The 21,095-nt window shown below is 58.8% G+C and carries 18 protein-coding genes; 6 read left to right on the top strand and 12 right to left on the bottom strand.

Annotated features, from left to right (window positions below):
- Positions 1-17: 17 nt before the first annotated feature.
- Positions 18-1,154 carry a molecular chaperone DnaJ gene (dnaJ, locus tag AGR2A_RS02005; RefSeq protein ID WP_004439156.1) on the top strand — a complete coding sequence of 379 codons (1,137 nt, stop codon included), beginning with the start codon at positions 18-20 and terminating at the stop codon, positions 1,152-1,154.
- Between the two features lie 66 nt (positions 1,155-1,220).
- On the opposite strand, the gene AGR2A_RS02000 is transcribed toward dnaJ, so the two are convergent.
- From AGR2A_RS02000 to polA, 10 genes are all read right to left on the bottom strand, one after another.
- Complete coding sequence (locus AGR2A_RS02000) at positions 1,221-1,772, bottom strand: DUF924 family protein (RefSeq protein WP_072493789.1); 552 nt, start codon at positions 1,770-1,772, stop codon at positions 1,221-1,223.
- Positions 1,773-1,784: 12 nt separating this feature from the next.
- Positions 1,785-1,997, bottom strand: coding sequence for a SlyX family protein (locus tag AGR2A_RS01995; RefSeq protein WP_006699817.1), 213 nt, complete (start codon positions 1,995-1,997; stop codon positions 1,785-1,787).
- Positions 1,998-2,145: 148 nt separating this feature from the next.
- On the bottom strand, positions 2,146-3,651 hold the full coding sequence (locus AGR2A_RS01990; RefSeq protein ID WP_004439149.1) for a tripartite tricarboxylate transporter permease: 1,506 nt from the start codon (positions 3,649-3,651) through the stop codon (positions 2,146-2,148).
- A gap of 9 nt (positions 3,652-3,660) precedes the next feature.
- Positions 3,661-4,122 carry a tripartite tricarboxylate transporter TctB family protein gene (locus AGR2A_RS01985; protein ID WP_004439147.1) on the bottom strand — a complete coding sequence of 154 codons (462 nt, stop codon included), beginning with the start codon at positions 4,120-4,122 and terminating at the stop codon, positions 3,661-3,663.
- 100 nt (positions 4,123-4,222) lie between these two features.
- The gene (locus AGR2A_RS01980; RefSeq protein ID WP_004439144.1) at positions 4,223-5,206 is read right to left on the bottom strand and encodes a tripartite tricarboxylate transporter substrate-binding protein; all 984 of its coding nucleotides are present in this window, start codon (positions 5,204-5,206) and stop codon (positions 4,223-4,225) included.
- A 198-nt stretch (positions 5,207-5,404) separates the two neighbouring features.
- Complete coding sequence (locus AGR2A_RS01975; RefSeq protein ID WP_072493788.1) at positions 5,405-6,751, bottom strand: sigma-54-dependent transcriptional regulator; 1,347 nt, start codon at positions 6,749-6,751, stop codon at positions 5,405-5,407.
- On the bottom strand, positions 6,748-8,550 hold the full coding sequence (locus AGR2A_RS01970) for a sensor histidine kinase (RefSeq protein WP_072493787.1): 1,803 nt from the start codon (positions 8,548-8,550) through the stop codon (positions 6,748-6,750). Before AGR2A_RS01970 ends, AGR2A_RS01975 begins: the two co-directional genes overlap by 4 nt.
- A 184-nt stretch (positions 8,551-8,734) precedes the next feature.
- On the bottom strand, positions 8,735-8,920 hold the full coding sequence (rpmF, locus tag AGR2A_RS01965; RefSeq protein WP_003507205.1) for a 50S ribosomal protein L32: 186 nt from the start codon (positions 8,918-8,920) through the stop codon (positions 8,735-8,737).
- 192 nt (positions 8,921-9,112) lie between these two features.
- Positions 9,113-9,832, bottom strand: coding sequence for a DUF1868 domain-containing protein (locus tag AGR2A_RS01960; RefSeq protein ID WP_072493786.1), 720 nt, complete (start codon positions 9,830-9,832; stop codon positions 9,113-9,115).
- 75 nt (positions 9,833-9,907) lie between these two features.
- Positions 9,908-12,904 carry a DNA polymerase I gene (gene polA / locus AGR2A_RS01955; RefSeq protein ID WP_072493785.1) on the bottom strand — a complete coding sequence of 999 codons (2,997 nt, stop codon included), beginning with the start codon at positions 12,902-12,904 and terminating at the stop codon, positions 9,908-9,910.
- Positions 12,905-13,319: 415 nt separating this feature from the next.
- On the opposite strand from polA, the gene AGR2A_RS01950 reads away from it, so the two are divergent.
- The gene (locus AGR2A_RS01950; RefSeq protein ID WP_035206501.1) at positions 13,320-13,754 is read left to right on the top strand and encodes a MarR family winged helix-turn-helix transcriptional regulator; all 435 of its coding nucleotides are present in this window, start codon (positions 13,320-13,322) and stop codon (positions 13,752-13,754) included.
- 164 nt (positions 13,755-13,918) lie between these two features.
- A complete protein-coding gene (locus AGR2A_RS01945) occupies positions 13,919-15,310 on the top strand; it encodes a dipeptidase (RefSeq protein WP_072493784.1) in 1,392 nt (463 codons plus the stop codon).
- 386 nt (positions 15,311-15,696) lie between these two features.
- Here the strand turns inward: AGR2A_RS01945 and AGR2A_RS01940 are convergent, their stop codons facing one another.
- Positions 15,697-15,906 carry a cold-shock protein gene (locus tag AGR2A_RS01940; protein ID WP_003492998.1) on the bottom strand — a complete coding sequence of 70 codons (210 nt, stop codon included), beginning with the start codon at positions 15,904-15,906 and terminating at the stop codon, positions 15,697-15,699.
- Between the two features lie 470 nt (positions 15,907-16,376).
- On the opposite strand from AGR2A_RS01940, the gene AGR2A_RS01930 reads away from it, so the two are divergent.
- The 3 genes from AGR2A_RS01930 to AGR2A_RS01920 all read left to right on the top strand — a co-directional run bounded on the left by AGR2A_RS01930 (position 16,377) and on the right by AGR2A_RS01920 (position 20,303).
- Positions 16,377-16,835, top strand: a complete 459-nt coding sequence (locus tag AGR2A_RS01930; RefSeq protein WP_072493783.1) for a YbaK/EbsC family protein — start codon at positions 16,377-16,379, stop codon at positions 16,833-16,835.
- A 143-nt stretch (positions 16,836-16,978) separates the two neighbouring features.
- Positions 16,979-19,288: a transglycosylase domain-containing protein gene (locus tag AGR2A_RS01925; protein WP_072493782.1), complete on the top strand. Its 2,310-nt coding sequence runs from the start codon at positions 16,979-16,981 to the stop codon at positions 19,286-19,288.
- Positions 19,289-19,574: 286 nt separating this feature from the next.
- The gene (locus tag AGR2A_RS01920; protein ID WP_072493781.1) at positions 19,575-20,303 is read left to right on the top strand and encodes a sugar transferase; all 729 of its coding nucleotides are present in this window, start codon (positions 19,575-19,577) and stop codon (positions 20,301-20,303) included.
- Positions 20,304-20,382: 79 nt separating this feature from the next.
- On the opposite strand, the gene AGR2A_RS01915 is transcribed toward AGR2A_RS01920, so the two are convergent.
- Positions 20,383-20,958: a c-type cytochrome gene (locus tag AGR2A_RS01915; protein WP_004439101.1), complete on the bottom strand. Its 576-nt coding sequence runs from the start codon at positions 20,956-20,958 to the stop codon at positions 20,383-20,385.
- Between the last annotated feature and the right edge of the window lie 137 nt (positions 20,959-21,095).

Here is a 21,095-nt window from a genome sequence, read left to right as displayed (position 1 = left end):
CGGGGCTTGTTAACTGAATGGCGAAAGCAGACTTTTACGAAACACTCGGCGTCAGCAAGACTGCGGACGAAAAAGAGCTGAAAAGCGCCTTCCGCAAACTCGCGATGAAGTACCATCCGGACAAAAACCCTGATGATGCCGATTCCGAACGGAAATTCAAAGAAATCAACGAAGCATACGAAACGTTGAAGGATCCGCAGAAGCGCGCGGCCTACGATCGTTTCGGCCATGCGGCCTTTGAAAATGGCGGCATGGGCGGCGGTGGCGGCTTTGGCGGCGGCGGTTTCGCCAATGGCGGCTTCTCGGATATTTTCGAAGACATCTTCGGCGAGATGATGGGCGGCGGTCGCGCGCGCCGATCTTCCGGCGGTCGCGAACGCGGTGCCGATCTTCGCTACAACATGGAAATCACGCTGGAAGAAGCCTTCACCGGCAAGACGGCGCAGATCAGGGTTCCGACCTCGATCACCTGCGACGTCTGTTCCGGCTCGGGCGCCAAGCCCGGCACGCAGCCGAAGACATGCGCCACCTGCCAGGGTTCAGGCCGCGTGCGCGCCGCTCAGGGCTTCTTCTCGGTGGAGCGCACCTGCCCCACCTGCCATGGCCGTGGACAGACGATCTCCGACCCCTGCGGCAAGTGCCATGGTCAGGGCCGTGTAACGGAAGAGCGTTCGCTCTCGGTCAATATTCCCTCAGGCATCGAGGACGGCACACGCATTCGTCTGCAGGGCGAAGGCGAAGCCGGAATGCGTGGCGGTCCGGCGGGCGATCTCTATATCTTCCTGTCCGTGCGTCCGCATGAGTTCTTCCAGCGCGACGGTGCCGATCTCTATTGCACCGTGCCGATCTCGATGACGACGGCAGCGCTTGGCGGCACCTTCGATGTCACGACGCTCGATGGCACGAAGTCGCGCGTCACGGTTCCGGAAGGCACCCAACCGGGCAAGCAGTTCCGTCTGAAGGGCAAGGGCATGCCGGTGCTGCGTTCGGCGCAGACGGGCGATCTCTATATCCAGATTCAGATCGAGACGCCGCAGAAACTCAGCAAGCGACAGCGCGAGCTGCTGCAGGAGTTCGAGCAGCTGTCTTCCAAGGAGAATAATCCGGAATCGACGGGCTTCTTCGCCCGGATGAAGGAATTCTTCGACGGCTGAGTGCCGCCGTTCTTCACCATCAGAAACGCCGCCATCCCTTGGACTGGCGGCGTTTTCTTTTTGGGGTCAGCCTGAAAAGCCGCCCTCTTCCAGATATCGCCGCTCCTCCGGTGTCGTTTCCCGCAACAATATCTTGTTACGGTGCGGAAAGCGGCCGAAACGTTCGATGATCTCGCGATGTTCTTCGGCGTGATGCAGATAAAGCCCGCCAAGCGGCCGATTGAGACGGCACGCCCGGTGCTGCGCCTCCAGATCTTCTGCGTGAGAAAACGGTAGATAGAAGAAGACCCGCAGATCCTCACTCACCGCCTGATCATGTCCGCGCCGGATGGCTTCATCGGCCAAAAGCCGCGCCAGAGGATCGGTCGCATACATGTGCGCCGTGTCGCGAAAGCAGTTGCGCGGAAACTGATCCAGCAGCAGCATCAAGGCGAGGCTGCTTTCTGCACCCTCCAGCCAGCCATCCAGTTCCCGCCTCGCGGCAGCGAAATGAGCGTCACGGAACCGGTCGTGAAAGTGACTGTCGAAGGCGGCGTCCTTGTCGAACCATTTTTCCGGGCCAGCCTTCTTCCAGAAGTCGACGATTTCTTCAGCGAGCTTGGCTGTGTCGTTTTTCATCCTGTACTCCCGTCAGTAATGCGGTGGCCTTGTGATGGCGGGCGCGTCCAATGACTGCTCCTCAAGACTCAGGAACCGCTCTGTCAGGCGATCAAGCTTGGCGCGGGTCTGTTCAACAACCTTCCACTGCTCCGCCAGCTGGTCCGACAGTTCCTCTATCACCTTCACCTGATGCGCGACCGTTTCCTCGAGCGCGATGATCCGTTCTTCGGTTTCCGACGTCATGGTGACCTCTCTTTCCAGCCCTTCCTTGGGCCTAAAGGCTCGCGAGTCAACCATATGTCGCTTTCGTGAAGGGAATTCGGCATGGCGGAAACAGAGACAGAAAAGCCGGCGATGTCTCCATCGCCGGCCACATGAGTTTATCGCATTCTCAGTCTTCTTCTACGAAAACCTCTTCGCGCTTCTTCTTCACGCTGGGGAGGAAGACGATGATCAGCACGGCGAGCGCAATGAAAAGCAGGGTTGCGCTGATCGGCCGGGTCACGAAGGTCGACGGATCGCCACGCGAGAGGATCATGGCGCGCCGCAGGTTCTCCTCCAGCAGCGGACCGAGCACGAAGCCCAGCAGCAACGGGGCAGGTTCGCAGCGCAGTTTCACCAGCACATAGCCGATGAAGCCGAAGAAGGCGACGGCATAGAGATCGAAGACGTTTGAATTGACGCTGTAGACCCCGATGGCGCAGAAGGCCATGATGATCGGGAAGAGCACGTAGTAGGGCACCGTTAGCAGCTTCACCCACAGGCCGATCAGCGGCAGGTTGAGGATGACGAGCATCAGATTGCCGATCCACATGGAGGCGATGATGCCCCAGAACAGCGCCGGCTGTTCGGTCGCCACATTCGGACCGGGAACGATGCCCTGAATGATCATCGCGCCGATCATCAGCGCCATCACCGGATTGGCCGGAATGCCGAGCGTGAGCAGCGGAATGAACGACGTCTGGGCGCCGGCATTGTTGGCTGACTCCGGACCGGCCACACCGGCAACCGCGCCGTGCCCGAATTCTTCCGGGTTCTTGGAGACACGTTTCTCCACGGTGTAGGAGGCAAAGGCGGCAAGGATCGCCCCGCCGCCCGGCAGGATGCCGAGAGCCGAACCAATGGCCGTGCCGCGCAGAACCGGCCCTACCATGCGCTTGAAATCATCCTTGGTCGGCATCAAGCCGCTAACCTTGGCGATCAGCACCGAACGGGTCCGCTCGTTTTCGAGGTTGCGCAGGATTTCGGCGATACCGAAGACACCCACAGCCACAGCCACGAAATTCAGGCCATCGGCATATTCGCGGATACCGAGGGTGAAACGCGGCGTGCCGCTATAGATATCCGTGCCGACGAGACCGAGCAGCAGGCCAAGCACGACCATGGCCAATGCCTTGACGATGGAGCCATGGGCGAGCGCGATGGACGATACGAGGCCGACGACCATCAGCGAGAAATATTCCGCCGCGCCGAATTCCAGCGCGATTGCCGTGAGCGGCGGCGCGAAGATTGCGACGAGGAAGGTTGACACCGTGCCGGCGAAGAACGATCCGATGGCGGCGATGGCAAGCGCTGCACCCGCCTTGCCCTTGCGTGCCATCTGGTAACCATCGATGGCGGTGACGGCAGAGGACGATTCGCCGGGCATATTGATCAGGATCGCCGTGGTCGATCCACCATATTGCGCACCGTAATAGATGCCGGCGAGCATGATCAGCGACGAGACGGGCTCAAGCTGGAAGGTGATCGGCAGCAACATGGCGATAGTCGCCGTCGCGCCGATGCCGGGCAGAACGCCGATGAGGGTGCCAAGCAGCACGCCGATCAGGCAGAAAAAGAGGTTTGCCAGCGACGAGGCGGTGACGAAACCGAGCGCAAGATTATCGAGCAAATCCATCGCTATACCTCAGAAGTTGAGCCAGGGGCCGAAGCGCTGGAAAGGCAGGCCAAGACCATAATTGAAAACAGCGACGGAAAAGACAGTGATAGCCGCGGAAAGAACGACCGCCATCAACGGGCTCATCTTGTGTGAGGCGAAGGACGCAATGAGCGCGCTGAAAAACAGCGCCGGCACAAAACCCAGGCCCCGAACAGTGAAACCGAAAAAGATCGGCGCGGGCAGGATGAAAAATATGCCGCGCCAGGCGATTGCGCCGATGCCCTCGCCAGCCGGCCGGGTTGCGCGCAGGAATATAACGCCGCCAAGCAGGATCAGGATGATCGCGAGTACCAGCGGGAAGTAGCCCGGCCCCATACGGAAGGCGGTTCCGATTTCCAGACCATAGGACTGCAAGGCAAAAAAGACGCCAAGCCCCATAAAAATTGCCCCGCAGACTGCTTCGGCAGGGTCATTAAATAACGACTTCATGAAAGATGCCCCTCCACGGCGCCCGACATTCAGCCGGTTCGCCTGTTAAAGTTGATCACGGTCGACCGGCGGCAGGAAACCGCCGGTCTTTCCGCGTTCATCAGTCGGCATATTGGCCGGCAGCCTCAATCACCGGCTTCCAGCGGGCGATTTCGCTCTCAAGCTTGGCCTTCAGCGCCGCCGGTGTCGCATCGCTTTCCGGCGACGGCGTGGTGCCGAGTTCGGCAAAACGCGCCGCGACATTCTTGTCCTTCAGCGCGACCTGCAGCGACTTGGAGAGCTTCTCGTTGATTTCCGCAGGCGTGCCCTTCGGCGTGTAGATACCGTGCCAGATGCCGACTTCGAGTTTGGGCAAGCCAGCTTCGGCAACTGTCGGCACGTCCTTCAGCACATCCAGCCGCTTCGGCGAGGTTACGGCGTAAGCCTTCACAGTGCCGCCCTGGATTTGCTTGGTGGTGTTGGTGGTCTGGTCGCACATGATGTCGACCTGGCCGCCCAGCAGATCGGTCATGGCAGGGCCGGTGCCTTTGTAGGGCACGGTAACGAGCGGCGTCTCGATGGCGCTCATGAACAGCATGCCGCACAGATGAGAGGCCGCGCCGATGCCGGCATTGGCAACGGTGACCTTGTCCTTGTTCGCCTTGGCGTAATCGATCAGCCCCTTGAGGTCCGTGGTCTCAAGGTTCTTGCGCGACAGGATGGTCATCGGCACTTCCGTGACCAGACCAACATATTCGAAAGCACTTGTCGTGTCGTAAGCGAGCTTTCGATAGAGCGTGGCGCTGGTCGCCATGCCGATGTGGTGGAGAAGGATGGTGTAACCATCGGGATCTGCGGAGGCAACGCGGCCAGCGCCAAGCGTGCCGCCGGCGCCGCCGACATTTTCCACGATGATCTGCTGGCCGAGATCCTTCGACATGGATTCAGCCACGAGACGCGCCACCGTGTCCGTCGGGCCACCGGCCGAGAAAGGCACGACCATGGTGATGTTACGCTCGGGATAGGTCTGAGCGGATGCGGACAGCGCGAAAAGGGAAACGGCAGCGGCGGCAGCAAGGCCGGAAACTGTCTTCAGTATTTTCATCGATTCCTCCCGGATGAAAATGATCGCCACTTCAGCCGCGCATGCTCCTCCATGGCGGCCGGGGTGACGATATTTGCGATCCCGAAGTGACATTCAGCAACGGCACTGTTGCGATGAAACGCAGTTTTATCCGTGTAACCAAAGATAATGGGTGGATTTCAACCCATGACTGCCTAAAGATGGGTGGAAATCCACCCATCAGATCTCGGTCATATGCCGGTGAAGCTCGTATTTCTGCATCTTCTCGTAAAGCGTTTTGCGGGAGATGCCGAGGTTCTCATAAACGGATTTCAGATTTCCCCCATGGGCTGCGATGGCCTGCGCAATCAGGCTTTTTTCATATGCCGCGACCCTCGGGGCGAGAGCCGACCTGCCATCATCCTGAAACGCCGGCGACGCATCGGACACGTCGGTTTCCAGGCCCAGCGCGAAGCGGTCCGCAGCGTTGCGCAATTCCCGGACGTTGCCCGGCCATTCCCTGAGCGAAACAGCGGAGAGCAGGTGCTGCGGCACCTCTATATCCTCCCGCCCGTAGCGGGCGGCAGCTTCTCGTACCAGATGGAGGAAGAGCAGCGGAATATCCGCGCTGCGCTGCGAGAGCGACGGCACGAGAATTGTCGCGACGTTGAGGCGGTAAAGAAGGTCGGCGCGAAAACGGCCAGCCGCAACTTCCTGTTCCAGATCTACCTTGCTGGTGGCAATGAAGCGCACGTCGAGTTCGACCGTTTCATTCGAGCCGAGACGGGTAATCACTCTTTCCTGCAGCACGCGAAGCAATCGGCCCTGCAGTTCGAAAGGCATAGAGCCGATTTCATCCAGCAGGATGGTGCCGCCGCGCGCGTGTTCGAACTTGCCATAACGTGGGCGCAGCGCGCCCGGAAAGGCGCCGGCCTCGTGACCAAACAACTCGCTCTCAATCAGTGTCTGCGGAAGCGCCGCACAGTTGATCGCGACAAAGGGCCGGTTGGCTCTGCTGCTGATATCGTGCAATGCCCGCGCAACCACCTCCTTGCCTGCGCCTGTATCGCCGACGATCAGTGTATCGGCATCCGTCGCACCGATGGCGCGAATGCGGTACCGCAGATCGACCATCACCTGGGTTCTGCCCGGCAGGCGCGTTTCGAGATCGTCATGCTTGCCCGCCACCGCCTTGAGACGGCGATTTTCCAGGACCAGCGCCCGCCGGTCATTGGCCCGCTTGATGATGCCCGCGAGATATTGCGGTGTGAACGGCTTCTCGATGAAATCATAGGCGCCATTGCGCATGGCGTTGACCGCCAGCTGAACATCCCCGTGACCCGTCATCAGAATCACAGGTATTTCCGCATCGAGCTCCCTCACCTTCTGCAGCAGCGTCATGCCGTCCATGCCGGGCATGCGGATGTCGCTGACCACGACACCATCAAAACTGTAGCCGATGAGTTCGAGCGCGTGTTCGGCGCTCGCCAGCATGGTGACGGCAAAACCGGAAAGCTCCAGCGCCTGGGCAGTGGAGAAGCGCAGTTCCTCCTCGTCATCGATCAGCAAAACCCGCGACATGGTCATTCCGCAGCCGCCTCCATGCGCCAAGCGGCGGCGGGCAATTCGATCTCGAATTCCGCGCCTCCTTCCTCATGATTTCTCACCCGCAACTGGCCGCCAAAATCCTTGATGATGTTATAGGAGATGGAAAGCCCGAGGCCGAGGCCACGCCCCACACCCTTGGTGGTGAAAAACGGATCGAAGATGCGATCCGAAATTGCCGGCGGAACGCCTGGTCCCCGGTCGCGGATGAAGACGGAAACCGTCTGGCCGTGCTGTACGGCCTCGAGCGCGATGCGCCGATCCTCGCGCCCCTCCGCGGCGTCCGCCGCGTTGGAAATGATGTTGACGAGCACCTGCTGCAGCCGCACCGGACCAGCTTTCACCGCAAGTGGCACCGGGCCGAGATTGACATCCAGCACCGCATTGGCGGCCTTCAACCGGGCGCCGACGATTTCAAGCGTGTCGCGAAGCACGGTTTCCAGGCTGACCGCAGTCATTTTTTCGTTCGGCTTTCGGGCGAAATTCCTGAGGTGCCTGCTGATCGAGGCCATGCGATCGATCAGCCCCGAAATGCGCCTGAGGTTTTCCCTGACCTCGTCCAGCCGCCCGCGCTCTACAAGAAGCGACGCGTTTTCGGCATAATTCTTGGCTGCGGCAAGCGGCTGGTTGATTTCATGCGACAAGGCCGCCGACATCTGTCCGAGCGCCGCAAGCTTGCCCGCCTGCACCAGATCATTCTGCATCTTGCGTAATTGTTTTTCCGTCTGGCGGCGCTCGGCGATTTCGTGTTCGATCTCCTGGTTCACACGCGCCAGATCGGCAGTGCGTTCCTCGACCCGACGTTCCAGCTCCGCCTGGGCTTCTGCCTGATGGGTCAGCCGTTCACGCAGCCGTCGCCGTCTCTGCAGCATCGCCGCAATCAGCGCGGCTGCCAGACACAGGCACAGGATGATCGCGATCATTGCCGTCTTCACCTGTGTCCGCAATGAACCGGTATCCATCAGCACGCTGACGGTCCATCCTGCATCCGCCATCGGCTGCGACAGGACCATATATTCCCTGTCCCCCTCATTCTGGGTAATCGTCATCAGCTGATGCGAGCCGAAACTGCCGTGTTTCAGCGGCAGTTCCTTCAGTGTGGCATTGGCGTAACGGCGTGAGGCCTCGGTACGCGCCAGTCTTTCGGGCGTCAGCGGCATCAGGCCGGAGTAAAGCCATTGCGGCGTGCCGGTCATGAAAATGATGCCTTCGGGATCCGACACAAGAATACGGTTTTCGCCATCGCCGAAGGAGGCCTCTATGCCTTCGATGTCGACCTTGAAGACGATGACGCCCTTTATTTCCGCATTGAAGAGAATAGGTGCGGAGAAATAATATCCGCGCTTGTGCGAGGTCGTGCCGAGCGCGAAGAACCGCGACTGCAGGCCCTTCGCCGCATCCTGAAAATAGGGACGGTAGCTGAAATTCTCACCGACGAAGCTTGTCGGGCCATCATAGTTGCTGGCCGCGATTGTCTCGCCATCCAGCGTAATGATGTAGATATCGGAGGATTCCAGCAGGGTGTTGATGGATTTGAGGTAGACATTGGCGCGCTGTCGCAGGGCTTCATCCTTGGGATGTGCGACCAGCTCCTCAATGTCATCATGATCTGCAATCAAGGCAGGCAGCGGCTCGTAACGGTTCAACAGCCCGCCAAGGGCGGAGACGGCAAGCCGGAGCGTCGTGCGCCCCTGCTCGGACATTTCACCGAAATAGCTTTCTGCAATGACGCCGCTTCCTTTTGTCACGGCGCCGTAACCGAGGCCAAGACCGAGCATCATCAACAAAATCCAGCGATATTTCACCGAAACTCCCCTCACGCGGCAGGAATCTAACCCGCTCTCCCGAAGCGAGTGTAGGAGGAGTGACGAGATTTTCCAAGTGAGCGCTGGACACCGTGAGAGATCGCTAAAAACAAAAAACCGGCCACGAGGGCCGGTTTTTGCAAAGTCACGTCGGAAAAGCTTATGCGCTTTCCTTCGGCGTCAGAACCTGACGGCCGCGATACATACCGGTCTTCAGATCGATATGGTGCGGACGGCGCAGTTCGCCGGAGTTCTTGTCTTCAACATAGGTCGCAGACTTGAGACCGTCAGCCGAGCGGCGCATGCCACGCTTGGACGGGCTTGTTTTTCTTTTTGGTACAGCCATTTTTGTTACTCCACTTAAGCGGCGAAACAACGGAACCGGCCAGAACCAAAGGCCGAATGTCGGATGTCTCGATATCGGAAATTTGGCGCGCTTATACATGCCCAAACGGGCTTTGACCAGCCCTGACGCGCATTTTTTCGGATTCGGCAAAAACCATGCGGCAAACTGCCCTCAGGCAATGCCAATCATGCTTCACCTTCTATCGAAAACAACCAGCTCCTTGAAGTGGTTCATATCCCTGAATTCACAGAAAGCCGGCGGACGCATCTCCATAACTGGCGCCGCGGCACGCAGCTTTTCCAGTTCCTCGTCAAGCATCGCCTGCCAGCGCGGCAGGCACGCGGGCTTGAACCAGCTGATGATGTAGGAAAGGGTGATGTGAAACTCGTAGCTGTCATGATCAGGATGGCGATATCCGAAGAAATCGGCGAATGTATCCCGCCACAGGGCCACAATGCGATCATCCTCGGCGGTGGCTCCCGTCAGGACCAGACCTACCGGCCGCAAACCGGTAACTTGCATGTTGAATCCCGGCAGCGCCGGAAAAGCAGAAAGGCGGTCGCGATAATAGTCCGTCATCGCGTCGATCGGTGTATCAAGCGGCATTGTCTGCGGCCAATAGGGCAGAGCACGCCGAAACTCGATGATGCCCTGAAACACCGTCATGTGCAGGCTGGAAGCCGGTGTGAAAGCAAGCTGGGATGCCTCCGGCATATCCAGGAAGCGCCGACGCGTCGCAATGATCGCGTTTTCGGTCTGCGAGCCCCCGACAAGATGGCAGACGACCGTATTGCCCGGCTCAGGCAGAAACTCACCATTCTCATTAAAGCGGCTGCCGAGATGGCGCGGCGGCTGATCATGACAGGCAGCAGAAATATAGCCGAGATCTTTCGAGACGAGCGGGGCGTGCATGGGAAACTCCTCGTGAAGCGTTTCCTCTAATCCGTGCACGCGACACAGCAATGACATGGACCGGCCAAAAGCCGGTCAATGCGCCTCGTCCCAGTTGTCAGCCGCGCGGGCATCCACCTGCAATGGCACCTTCATGGAGATTGCCGGCATGGCCGCATTTTCCATGACCGAGACGACGACGGGCAGAGTTTTCTCGATTTCCGCTTCATCGACCTCGAAGATGAGTTCGTCATGCACCTGCAACAGCATGCTGGCGGACAGGTTTTCAGCCTCCAGCGCCGGTTCGATACGGACCATGGCGCGCCGTATGATATCCGCCGCGGAGCCCTGGATCGGCGCGTTAATGGCGGCGCGCTCGTTGAAGGCCTTCACGGAAGGGTTGGACGAGCGGATTTCCGGATAATGGGCGCGGCGGCCGAAAATCGTCTCGACATAACCGTTCTCACGGGCGAAAGCCTTTGTCGCCTCCATGTAGTCGCGGATGCCGGGAAAACGCTCGAAATATTTCTTGATATATTCGCCGGCTTCAGAACGGGCGATACCGAGCTGGTTGGCGAGACCGAAAGCCGAAATACCGTAGATAATGCCGAAATTGATGGCCTTGGCGCGGCGGCGCACTTCCGAGGGCATGCCTTCGACAGGCACGCCAAACATTTCCGAAGCCGTCATGGCATGAATGTCGATGCCGTTTTCGAAGGCGTTGCGAAGCTGCGGAATATCGGCGACATGGGCCAGCACGCGCAGTTCGATCTGGCTGTAGTCGGCGGAAAGAAGCTTGTGGCCGGGCGTGGAGATGAAAGCCGTGCGGATTTTTCGCCCTTCCGCCGTGCGGACGGGGATGTTCTGAAGGTTCGGTTCCGAGGACGACAGACGGCCTGTTGTGGTGGAGGCCAGCGCATAGGATGTATGCACACGTTTTGTCTCCGGGTGGATATATCCCGGCAGAGCATCCGTATAGGTGGATTTCAGCTTCGTCAGCTGCCGCCAGTCGACGATCTTGCGGGGGAGTTCAATACCTTCGGCCGCCAAATCCTCCAGCACCTGTGCCGAGGTCGACCATTGGCCGGTCTTGGTCTTGGAGCCGCCCGGCAGGCCCATCTTGCCGAACAGGATGTCGCCGAGCTGCTTTGGCGAGCCGATGTTGAAACGCTCGCCGGCCAGCTCGTAGATTTCCTCTTCAAACGCTGCCGCCTTCTGGGCGAGTTCGCCGGAAAGACGTGAGAGGATTTGCCGGTCGACGGTGATGCCACGCTCCTCCATATGCGCCAGAACAGGCACCAGCGGACGTTCCAGCCGCTCGTAAACCTTGGTCAGCCGTTCTGAAACAAGCCGCGGCTTCAGCGCCATCCACAGCCGCAAGGTCACGTCGGCGTCCTCCGCTGCATATGCCGTCGCCTTGTCGATGTCGACAAAATCGAAGGTAACGCTCGACTTGCCCGATCCCGCCACGTCCTTATAGGGGATCGGCGTATGGCCGAGCCAACGTTCGGACAGCGAATCCATGCCGTGCGTCGCTTTGCCAGCCTCAAGCACATAGGAGATCAGCATCGTATCGTCGAAACTCTGCATGACGACGCCATGGCGTTTCATGAGCAGATAGTCATATTTGAGATTTTGCGCGACCTTCAGCACGGCCTCGTCTTCAAGCAAGTCCTTGAGACGGACCAGTGCTTCGTCAAAGGGCACCTGGCCTTCGGCGAGCCTGATACCATCGCTGAATAGATCGCCGCCGGAGCCAGTCTTGTGCGTCAAGGGAATGTAGGCGGCGCGTATATCGCTGCCCGAGGCATCCTTGCCATTATCGGCGATTGCCAGCGAAAACCCGACGAGCTCCGCCTGCATCGGATCAAGCGAGGTCGTTTCCGTATCGAACGCGACGACCCCCGTTTCCCGCGCCGCCGCAACCCAGAGGTCCAGCGTCGCAAGATCCCTGATCGTCGTGTAGGCGCTCGTGTCGATCTTGGCGGCGGCAAAAAGCGTCTGGCGGGCGGTGGCAAGATCAGCCGGCGCGCTGCCCTCCCCGACACCTTTCCGCGCCGGAATAGCGGGCGAAACCGCAGTGCCCGTTACGCCAGCAGCCGCTTCGCCCACAGCCGGAGCGGCCGTCGCATCGAGATCGGGACCATGGGCGTCAGCGCCCCACTGAACCGGCACATTGGCGGACTCAATGGCGGAAGCATCGGTCTCTGTCGCTTCGGCAACCCGCCGCGTCAGCGTGGTGAATTCCATCGCCTTCAGGAAGGCAATGAGTTTCGGGCCGTTCTGAGGTTCCAGCACCAGTGCTTCAAGCGGCTGATCCAGCGGCACGTCGGTCCTCAGTGCCACGAGCTGTCTGGAAATACGAGCAAGTTCCGCATTGGCGATGATATTTTCCCGACGCTTCTGCTGCTTGATCTCACCTGCACGGGCGAGCAGCGTATCGAGATCGCCGTATTCTTCCAGCAATTGCGCGGCCGTCTTTGGACCGATGCCGGGGATGCCCGGAACATTGTCGGTCGAATCGCCGGTCATCGCCTGCAGGTCGATCATCTTTTCGGGACCCACGCCCCATTTCTCTATGACATCAGGGATGCCGATCTGCTTGTCCTTCATCGCATCGTACATGTGGACATTGGCAGTGACGAGCTGCATCAGATCCTTGTCGGAGGAGATGATGGTGACATCGGCCCCAATGGCCTCCGCCTGCCGGGCATAGGTGGCGATGATATCGTCCGCCTCGAAGCCTTCCGTCTCGATGCAGGGAAGGTTGAAGGCGCGCGTCGCCTCCCGTATCAGCCCGAATTGCGGCACCAGATCTTCCGGCGGCGCCGTGCGATTGGCTTTATAGAGATCATAAAGCTCATTGCGGAATGTCTTTGACGAATAATCGAAAATTACCGCAAAATGCGTGGGCGTCACGCCGACATCGGTGTTGCGCGCATCCTTCAGGAGCTTCCACAACATGTTGCAGAAGCCGGAAACGGCGTTGACCGGCAGCCCGTCCGACTTGCGGTTCAGCGGCGGGATGGCATGGAAGGCCCGGAAAATGAAACCGGACCCGTCAACGAGGAAGAGATGATCGCCTTTTTTCATGGGTAGCATGGATAGCGCGGGGGCGTTTTAACGTCTACCGAAACTTCGCGGAACATACGGTAAAGAGCCGGAACCGAGGTGGTGAAAAAAGCGCGTCGCATTTCACCCGAACGTTACCGATTTGTAATCCATCTTTCCCTTGAAAAGCCGCATTTGCAGACACATTTCTTAGAGGACGGCGCCTGATCACGCCGTAGTCTGATAGCTGGCTCGTCCCCCGCCGCGTCAGACCGGACAAAGGCCTTTCCCCCTCTCCGGGCCTTTGTCCTCCAATATGACCGCCATGGCCGTCCCCTCCGGGCCATGGCGGTTTTATTTTGCGCCTGTTACCAGCTGGCAAAAACATATCGTGCGATATATATCGCACTATTGAATTGCCGGCGCCGCCTGGCCAAACTGTCTGAGGGACGGAGGAATGGGGTTTTCCCGGGATGAATCGGCCATCTATCTCGCCGCCAAAATGGCGCGGGAGTTCACTATGGCGCTGCAGAAAAGAGCCGCCGCATTGGGCTTCTCTCCCGGCCAATTCCCCATTCTCATCGAGCTCTGGCATGAAGAAGGGCTGACGCAAAGGCAGTTGCTCGACAGAATCGATGTCGAACAGGCAACGCTTGCTAACACGCTCTCACGCATGGAGCGCGACGGGCTGATCGTGCGAAAGACGCATCCCGCTGACCGCCGCGCCCAGATCATCGAATTGACGCAGCGCGGCAGGGACCTGGAAGCGAATGCCATTGCCGCTTCTGAGGCCACCGAAGACATGTTGCTTGCGGATTTCCGGCGTTTTGAACGCCAGCTTCTGCTGGAATATATGCGCCGCGCCATCGAGAGCGCAAAAAAAGCAAAATAGCGCTTCCAACTCGAAACCGCTTCGCAGTTTTCCTGAACTGCTCTATCGTTCCCGCGGCCGCGCGTTTGCCGATTCACGACACGCCGGCCCTTGTTTCCCGCGATGCGCGATGCCCGGATGTTTCGTCTTATCGCCGGGTCACGACAGACATGACAGGATCAGCGATGACAGACGTTTCCCCCATTCTTTCCACTGCCGATGACAATCTCACCTCCAGCCTCGAGCGACTGTTCGAACTCGTTCGCATTCCGTCGATTTCCACGGACCCCGCTTACAAGGCCGAGTGCCGCAAGGCGGCGGAATGGCTCGTGAGAACGCTTTCAGCGCTCGGCTTTACCGCCTCCGTTCGCGATACAGCCGGTCACCCCATGGTGGTGGCGCATCACGATGCGGCCACCGAAGACGCCCCACATGTGCTTTTCTACGGCCATTATGATGTACAGCCGGTCGATCCGCTCGATCTCTGGGAAAACGATCCTTTCGAACCTGCCGTCAAGGATATCGGCGCAGGCCGTCAGGTGATTACAGGACGCGGTACGGCGGATGACAAGGGCCAGTTGATGACCTTCGTGGAGGCCTGCCGCGCCTACAAGGCCGCGAATGGCGGCCTGCCGGTGCGCGTCACCATTCTTTTTGAAGGTGAAGAAGAATCCGGTTCGCCCTCGCTGAAGCCGTTCCTCGAAGCGAATGCGGAAGAGCTGAAGGCAGATTATGCCCTGGTCTGTGATACCGGCATGTGGGACCGGGATACGCCCGCCATTGCCGCGGCGCTGCGTGGTCTGGTCGGCGAAGAAATCGTCATCACCGCCGCCGATCGCGATCTGCATTCGGGTCTTTTCGGTGGTGCCGCCGCAAACCCCATCCACATCCTGACCGACATTCTCGCTGGCCTGCATGACGAGACCGGCCGCGTGACGCTCGACGGCTTCTATGACGGCGTGGAAGAAACGCCCGCCAATATCAAGGCTGCCTGGGAAACGCTGGGCCGCACCGCAGAAACCTTCCTCGGTGAAGTGGGCCTTTCGGTTCCCTCGGGTGAAAAGGGCCGCTCCGTGCTGGAACAGACCTGGGCGCGGCCGACAGCGGAGGTCAACGGCATCATAGGCGGGTACACCGGTGATGGCTTCAAGACCGTTATTGCAGCAAAAGCTTCCGCCAAGGTGTCGTTCCGCCTTGTCGGCGAACAGAACCCCGCCGCCATTCGCGAAAACTTCCGGGCCTATGTACGCTCGAAAATTCCGTCTGATTGCTCCGTGGAATTCCACGAGCATGGCGCATCGCCGGCGATCCAGCTTTCATACGATTCACCCGTCCTGACCAAGGCGAAGAACGCCCTCTCGGAAGAGTGGCCCAAACCGGCCGTCGTGATCGGCATGGGCGGCTCTATCCCGATCGTGGGCGATTTCCAGAAGATGCTCGGCATGGATTCGCTGCTCGTCGGTTTCGGCTTGACGGACGATCGCATTCATTCGCCGAATGAAAAATACGACCTGCAGTCCTTCCACAAGGGCATTCGCTCCTGGATCCGCATTCTCGACGCACTGGCCGCGAAATAAAAAAGAGGAGGCGCCACTGGTCGGGCGCCTCCGCTCACTCCAAAAACAAAAAGGCCGGGCAAGCCCGACCTTTCCATCCGTTTTCCGTCAATGCCAGTACATCCGTGGTCAAAGCGGTTCAACGGTCTGATGTTTCAGAGCGCGTCGATTTCCGACGCTGCTTTCACAATCAGGATCATCTGTTTTGGTTAATCTTTGGTTAACGCAACAACAGCGGCATCTTAAGACGCCCCTGACAGTTTTCATCTGAAACACTGTTGAACCCTATATCGGTATACGTACCGCCGTTTTCAAGACCCCGCCCGCCGGACTTCCTTCCAAAGAAAAAGGCCGGAAAAATCCGGCCTTTCAGTTCATGCAAGAAACCCTTTCGGGCCTTTTGCGTATCAGGCAGCGACGAGGTTGCCTGCGGACATCTTGCCAGAGCGGCGGTCCTGCATCAGCTCGTAAGAAAGCTTCTGGCCGTCGTTGAGGGCGGTCAGACCTGCGCGCTCAACAGCCGAGATGTGAACGAATACGTCCTGCGAACCGTCGTCCGGCTGAATGAAGCCGTAGCCCTTGGTTGCGTTGAACCACTTTACTGTACCAGTCGCCATAACGATTTCCTTCCGTTGGCAATTGTATTTGCGCTGCGAGCAGCGCGGTCTTGGGGTCGAATTTGAAGGAAAAGATCGTCGTGAGCGTCTGGAAAGACGCCGAAGCTCTGGTCGTCAAACAAATATCGATGGCGAAGTACCTAGGTTGGAAGGGGCTGAAAGTCAAGTTTCTTTGAACGAAACTATCGCACCAGGGGTCCGCCAGGGCTCGAAAAAGGAAGCGCCAAATAGCAAAAACCCGGCGCGGGAGGAGGTGCGCCGGGTTCTTGAAACTGACTGACAATTGGGAGGAGGAGTATTGTCAGTCCAATCGGGCGACGCTGGGAGGAGGAGTGCGTCGCTTCGATGTTTTGAACATACAACATCGCCGCTCAAAAAACAGACATTCTATCGCAGCGCAGCATTGCGATTATTGCATAGCTAAAGCATGACATCTTGAACAACCATTTCTAACCGCCTAACAAATACGCATGTCTATTCAATCCGTCAGAGCATTTTTTGCCGAAAAATCACCCGAGGTGACAATCATTGAAACGGAGGCCAGTTCGGCAACCGTTGCGCTCGCCGCTGAAGCACATGGCGTCGAGCCAGACCAGATCGCCAAAACGATCTGCCTCAAGGCGGGCGATGCCATTCTGCTCGTTGTCACCGCGGGTACGAAACGCCTCGACAACAGGAAATTCCGTGATCATTTCGGAACGAAACCGCGCATGCTGGGGGCGGAAGAGGTGGTTGCGGTGACCAGCCATCCTGTCGGCGGCGTATGCCCCTTCGGCTTGCCGTCGCCTTTGCCGGTGTTTTGCGACATATCGCTGAGAGATTATCTTGAAGTGGTTCCGGCAGCCGGCGCTACCAATGCAGCGGTGCGGATTTCTCCCCATGTAATGGCCGAACTGACTAAAGCTGAATGGGTCGACGTCTGCCAATGACGCCGATTTGATCCGGCCTGGGCTTAACCCCGCCTTAAATTGCCGCATTTAAACTCTTCATCCTGGATTAAGGATCGCGCAGGCATAGACGCCTGAGGCCGACAAGGCACAGGCGGTCCCCCAAAAGGAGCGATTTCGGCTGGATGGCAGGCAAGGGTAGATCACGCGAACGGGTAGAACCCTCCTTCGGGGATTTCCACGAGTCCGGTGACGATCTGCGTCTTGACGCCAGCGAGCGCATCAGCGGCACTGCAAAACAGTCGCCGAAGAAACCGAAACAGGCTTCACGCCGACCCAAGACGAAAAACGAAAAGCGCGCCCGCGGCACAGGTCGGGGGGCGACGGGTTTCATCCGGTCCCTCGTCTATTGGTGCATCGTGCTGGGCATTTGGGGCGGTATCGGGATTGCCGGACTTGTGCTTTATTATGGCGCGCGCATGCCGAGTGCCAGCAGCTGGTCCATTCCAGAACGTCCGCCGAATGTGAAGATCGTTTCCGTGAATGGCAGCGTGCTTGCAAACCGTGGCACGACCGGCGGCGAGGCGCTCGCGCTGGAAGACATGTCGCCCTATATTCCACAGGCTGTCATGGCGATTGAGGACCGACGGTTTTATTCCCATTTCGGGGTCGATCCGCTTGGTCTCGGACGCGCCATCGTCACGAATGTGCTGACGGGGCGAACCGTGCAGGGCGGCTCGACACTGACGCAACAGCTGGCGAAGAACCTTTTCCTTTCGCCGGACAGGACCCTGGAACGCAAGGTTCAGGAAGTGCTGCTGTCCTTCTGGCTGGAGCACAAGTTCACCAAGGATCAAATCCTGGCGATGTACCTCAATCGCGTCTATTTCGGATCCAACGCCTATGGCGTCGAGGCGGCCTCGCGGCGCTACTTCAACAAATCCGCCCGCGACGTCAATCTGGGCGAAGCGGCAATGCTCGCCGGGCTTCTCAAAGCGCCCTCGCGCCTTTCGCCGGCACGGGACCCACAGGCAGCGGAAGAACGGGCGCAGGTCGTGCTGCAATCCATGCGCGACGTCGGTTTCATTACCGATGATGAGATCAAGACCGCCATGTCGCAGCCGCCGACCAAAGCGAAACGCTTCTGGTCCGGTGCCGAACATTATGCCGCCGACATGGTGCTGGAAGAGGTGCGCGGCCTGGTTGGCGAGGTCAAGCAGGATATCGTCGTCGATACGACAATCGATCCCGATCTCGAGCGCGATGCCGAAAAGGCGCTGACCCACGTGCTGCAGGGCGACGGCAAAAAACAGGGCGCCTCCCAGGCGGCACTGGTTTCCATCGATGGTACGGGCGCGATCAGGGCCGTGGTGGGCGGGGCGGATTATGCCGAAAGCCAGTTTAACCGCGCCGCCAAGGCAAAACGGCAACCCGGCTCGGCATTCAAGCCCTTCGTCTACGTCGCCGCCCTCGAATCCGGGCTCACGCCCTATACCATTCGTAATGACGGGCCTGTTCGTATCGGCAACTGGACCCCGGAAAATTATGAGAAGAAATTTCGCGGCGAAGTGACACTGGCCACGGCGCTGGCCAACTCCCTGAACACCATCGCCGCCCAGCTGGTGATGGAGGTCGGTCCCGAGCGGGTGACACAGGTGGCGCATCGCATGGGCATCGAATCGGAGCTGCAGAACAATGCCTCCATCGCGCTCGGCACTTCGGAAGTGTCGCTGATGGAACTGACAGCTTCTTATGCTCCCTTCATGAATGGCGGCTATAAAGCCACGCCGCACATCGTGAAGCGTATCACCGATGCCGATGGCAAGGTGCTTTATGAAAACAAATATGACAATCCGCCACGGGTGCTGAGCGAAGAAATTGCCGCCACGATGAACGGCATGCTGTCGCGCGTCATCACCGAAGGTACCGGCAAGGCCGCGCGCCTGCAGGGCTGGCAGGCAGCGGGGAAATCCGGCACCACGCAGTCTTTCCGCGATGCGCTCTTTGTTGGCTATACGAGCAATCTGACGACCGGCGTCTGGTTTGGAAACGACGACGGCACCTCCATGAAAAAGGTCACGGGCGGCGGCCTTCCTGCAAGGGCGTGGAAAGAGTTCATGACCGCGGCTCATTTCGGTCTTTCGCCTTCGCCCCTCTTCGGTCTTGGTGCAGGCGGCGTGCCGCCGCTCATGGATATGCAGCAACCGGCGCCGGAGAATGCGCCCTCCTCCATTGGCGACATCATTTCCAACGCGCTGGGCGGCGGAACGACTGATAACCGCGCCTATCCCGCGGCGCCGGCATCACCCACACCGAATCAGCCAGATGGGCAGCCGGGAGGGCTGACGCCGCCGACTAATATTCCTTCGCGGGATATCGAACCCCGTTATTCCGCCGGCAACGGCCCTGTGCCGCCGGCCGATATTGGCGGTGATGCGCCTGGCGCGTCGGGACCGAAACAAACCACCCTGCTCGACATTCTGATGGGTCGTTGACAGGTTTTGATCGTCGCCAAATCCCGGTAACGAAGGACAAAGCGACCGAGGTCCAAGTCCTTCCCTCTTTCGTTTCAAGCTTTTCGGTGGCCGAACCGGTCGCCGCCGCATTCACGGTGGCGAATCATCGCCTGAAGCGCAACACCCGCGTGCATACGTTAACTTTAGATTGATATTTGCCCAGACACGGCTACATTTCGGATGACTTTTTAGAGTAAATGAATTATTAATCGTTCATATAAATTAATTTTCTTCTATCAAAATAAGTTTTTCAGGATCCTATATTATGTTGGGTACTAAAGGCTCATCCCATGCCGTTTTTTTCGGCGATCCCTATTCCTCGGCCATCACTTTCGAGACACCGGAAACGCAGCCCTGCATTTTTGAGAAACGGGTATCTCCACTACAACGCGGCCAGTTCGCGCTCAAAAGAACGATGGACATTGCGGGGGCGTCCATCGCCCTCGTAGCACTGGCTCCCGTCCTGCTGACGGTGGCAGCGCTCGTCAAACTCGACAGCCGCGGGCCGGTCCTGTTCTCGCAGGTCCGCTGGGGCATGAATGGGCGGAAGATTCGCGTCTATAAATTTCGCTCAATGAGAACAGACATGTGCGACGCCACCGGCGTGGCGCAAACAGTGAAGGATGACCCGAGAATAACCCGCATCGGCGCCATTCTCCGGCGCACGAATATTGATGAGCTGCCACAGCTCATCAATGTGCTCAAGGGTGACATGTCGCTGGTCGGACCGCGCTGCCATGCCATCGGCATGCTGGCGGCCGGCCGTCTCTACGAGGAGCTGGTTCCGCACTATCACCTACGGCACCGGATGCGGCCAGGCATCACGGGACTTGCCCAGATGCGGGGCCTGCGCGGGCCGACGGATCGCAGCGACAAGGCAAGGGCACGCATCGTATCCGATCTTTATTATGTCGAAAATTTTTCGGTCTGGCTGGATGTCAGGATCATGGTCGGAACGGTGATTTCCGAGTTGCGGGGCGGCAAGGGCTTCTGATCTTCAAGAGGCAAGGCAAGATTGCGAAAAGAAAAGCCCGGCATCTCTGCCGGGCTTTTCTCATGAACTGTCGTCACCTTTAATTTGTCGGCGCGGGAGCTGCAGCCGGATCCGGCAGCGGCGCCGGGTTCGCAGACAGCGTGCGGAGATAGGCAATAAGATCTGCTCTTTCCGTTTCTTTCTTCACACCCGCAAAGCCCATGGCCGTGCCTGGAACGTGCTTTTTCGGGGCTTCGAGAAAATAGTTGAGATGATCGTAATCCCAGTGCTCGGCTCCACCCTTGGAGAAATCCTTCATCGCTGCGGAGTAGCTGAAACCTTCGTGGCTGGCGATCGGCCGGTTGACGACATCGAAGAGATTGGGGCCGACCTTGTTTGCACCACCACTCTCTCCGGTATGACAGCTCGTACATTTCTTGAAGACCGCTTCGCCCTTGGCGGCGTCCGCGCTGGCGAGCAACTGTGCGATCGGGGTGGCCGCAGCCGCCGCTTCTCCGCCGCCCGTTCCGCCGCTGCTTTCTTCCGCGACGATGGCGTAACCTTCCTTTTCGGGCGCGGGCGCATGGAAAATGCCCTCGGACGCAATCGACACCGACATCAGGACGAATACTGTACCCAGAAACGCCCCAACGCCCATATTAACATAAGAATTCATCTAAACGCGCTCCCTCGCATCCGCTCGATATAACGGGCATCTTGAAATTGCTCGAAAGCTATGGCTTTTGCACAGCCTGCGCAACTTGAATAATGCTCCCCACACCGTGACGTTTTGACACTTTTCGGGCGGGATTT

Source organism: Agrobacterium genomosp. 2 str. CFBP 5494 (genome assembly GCF_900013495.1).
GTDB classification, from domain to species: Bacteria; Pseudomonadota; Alphaproteobacteria; order Rhizobiales; family Rhizobiaceae; genus Agrobacterium; species Agrobacterium pusense.
Note: the sequence above shows the minus strand (reverse complement) of the source record. Positions and strands in the feature narration are given on the sequence as shown.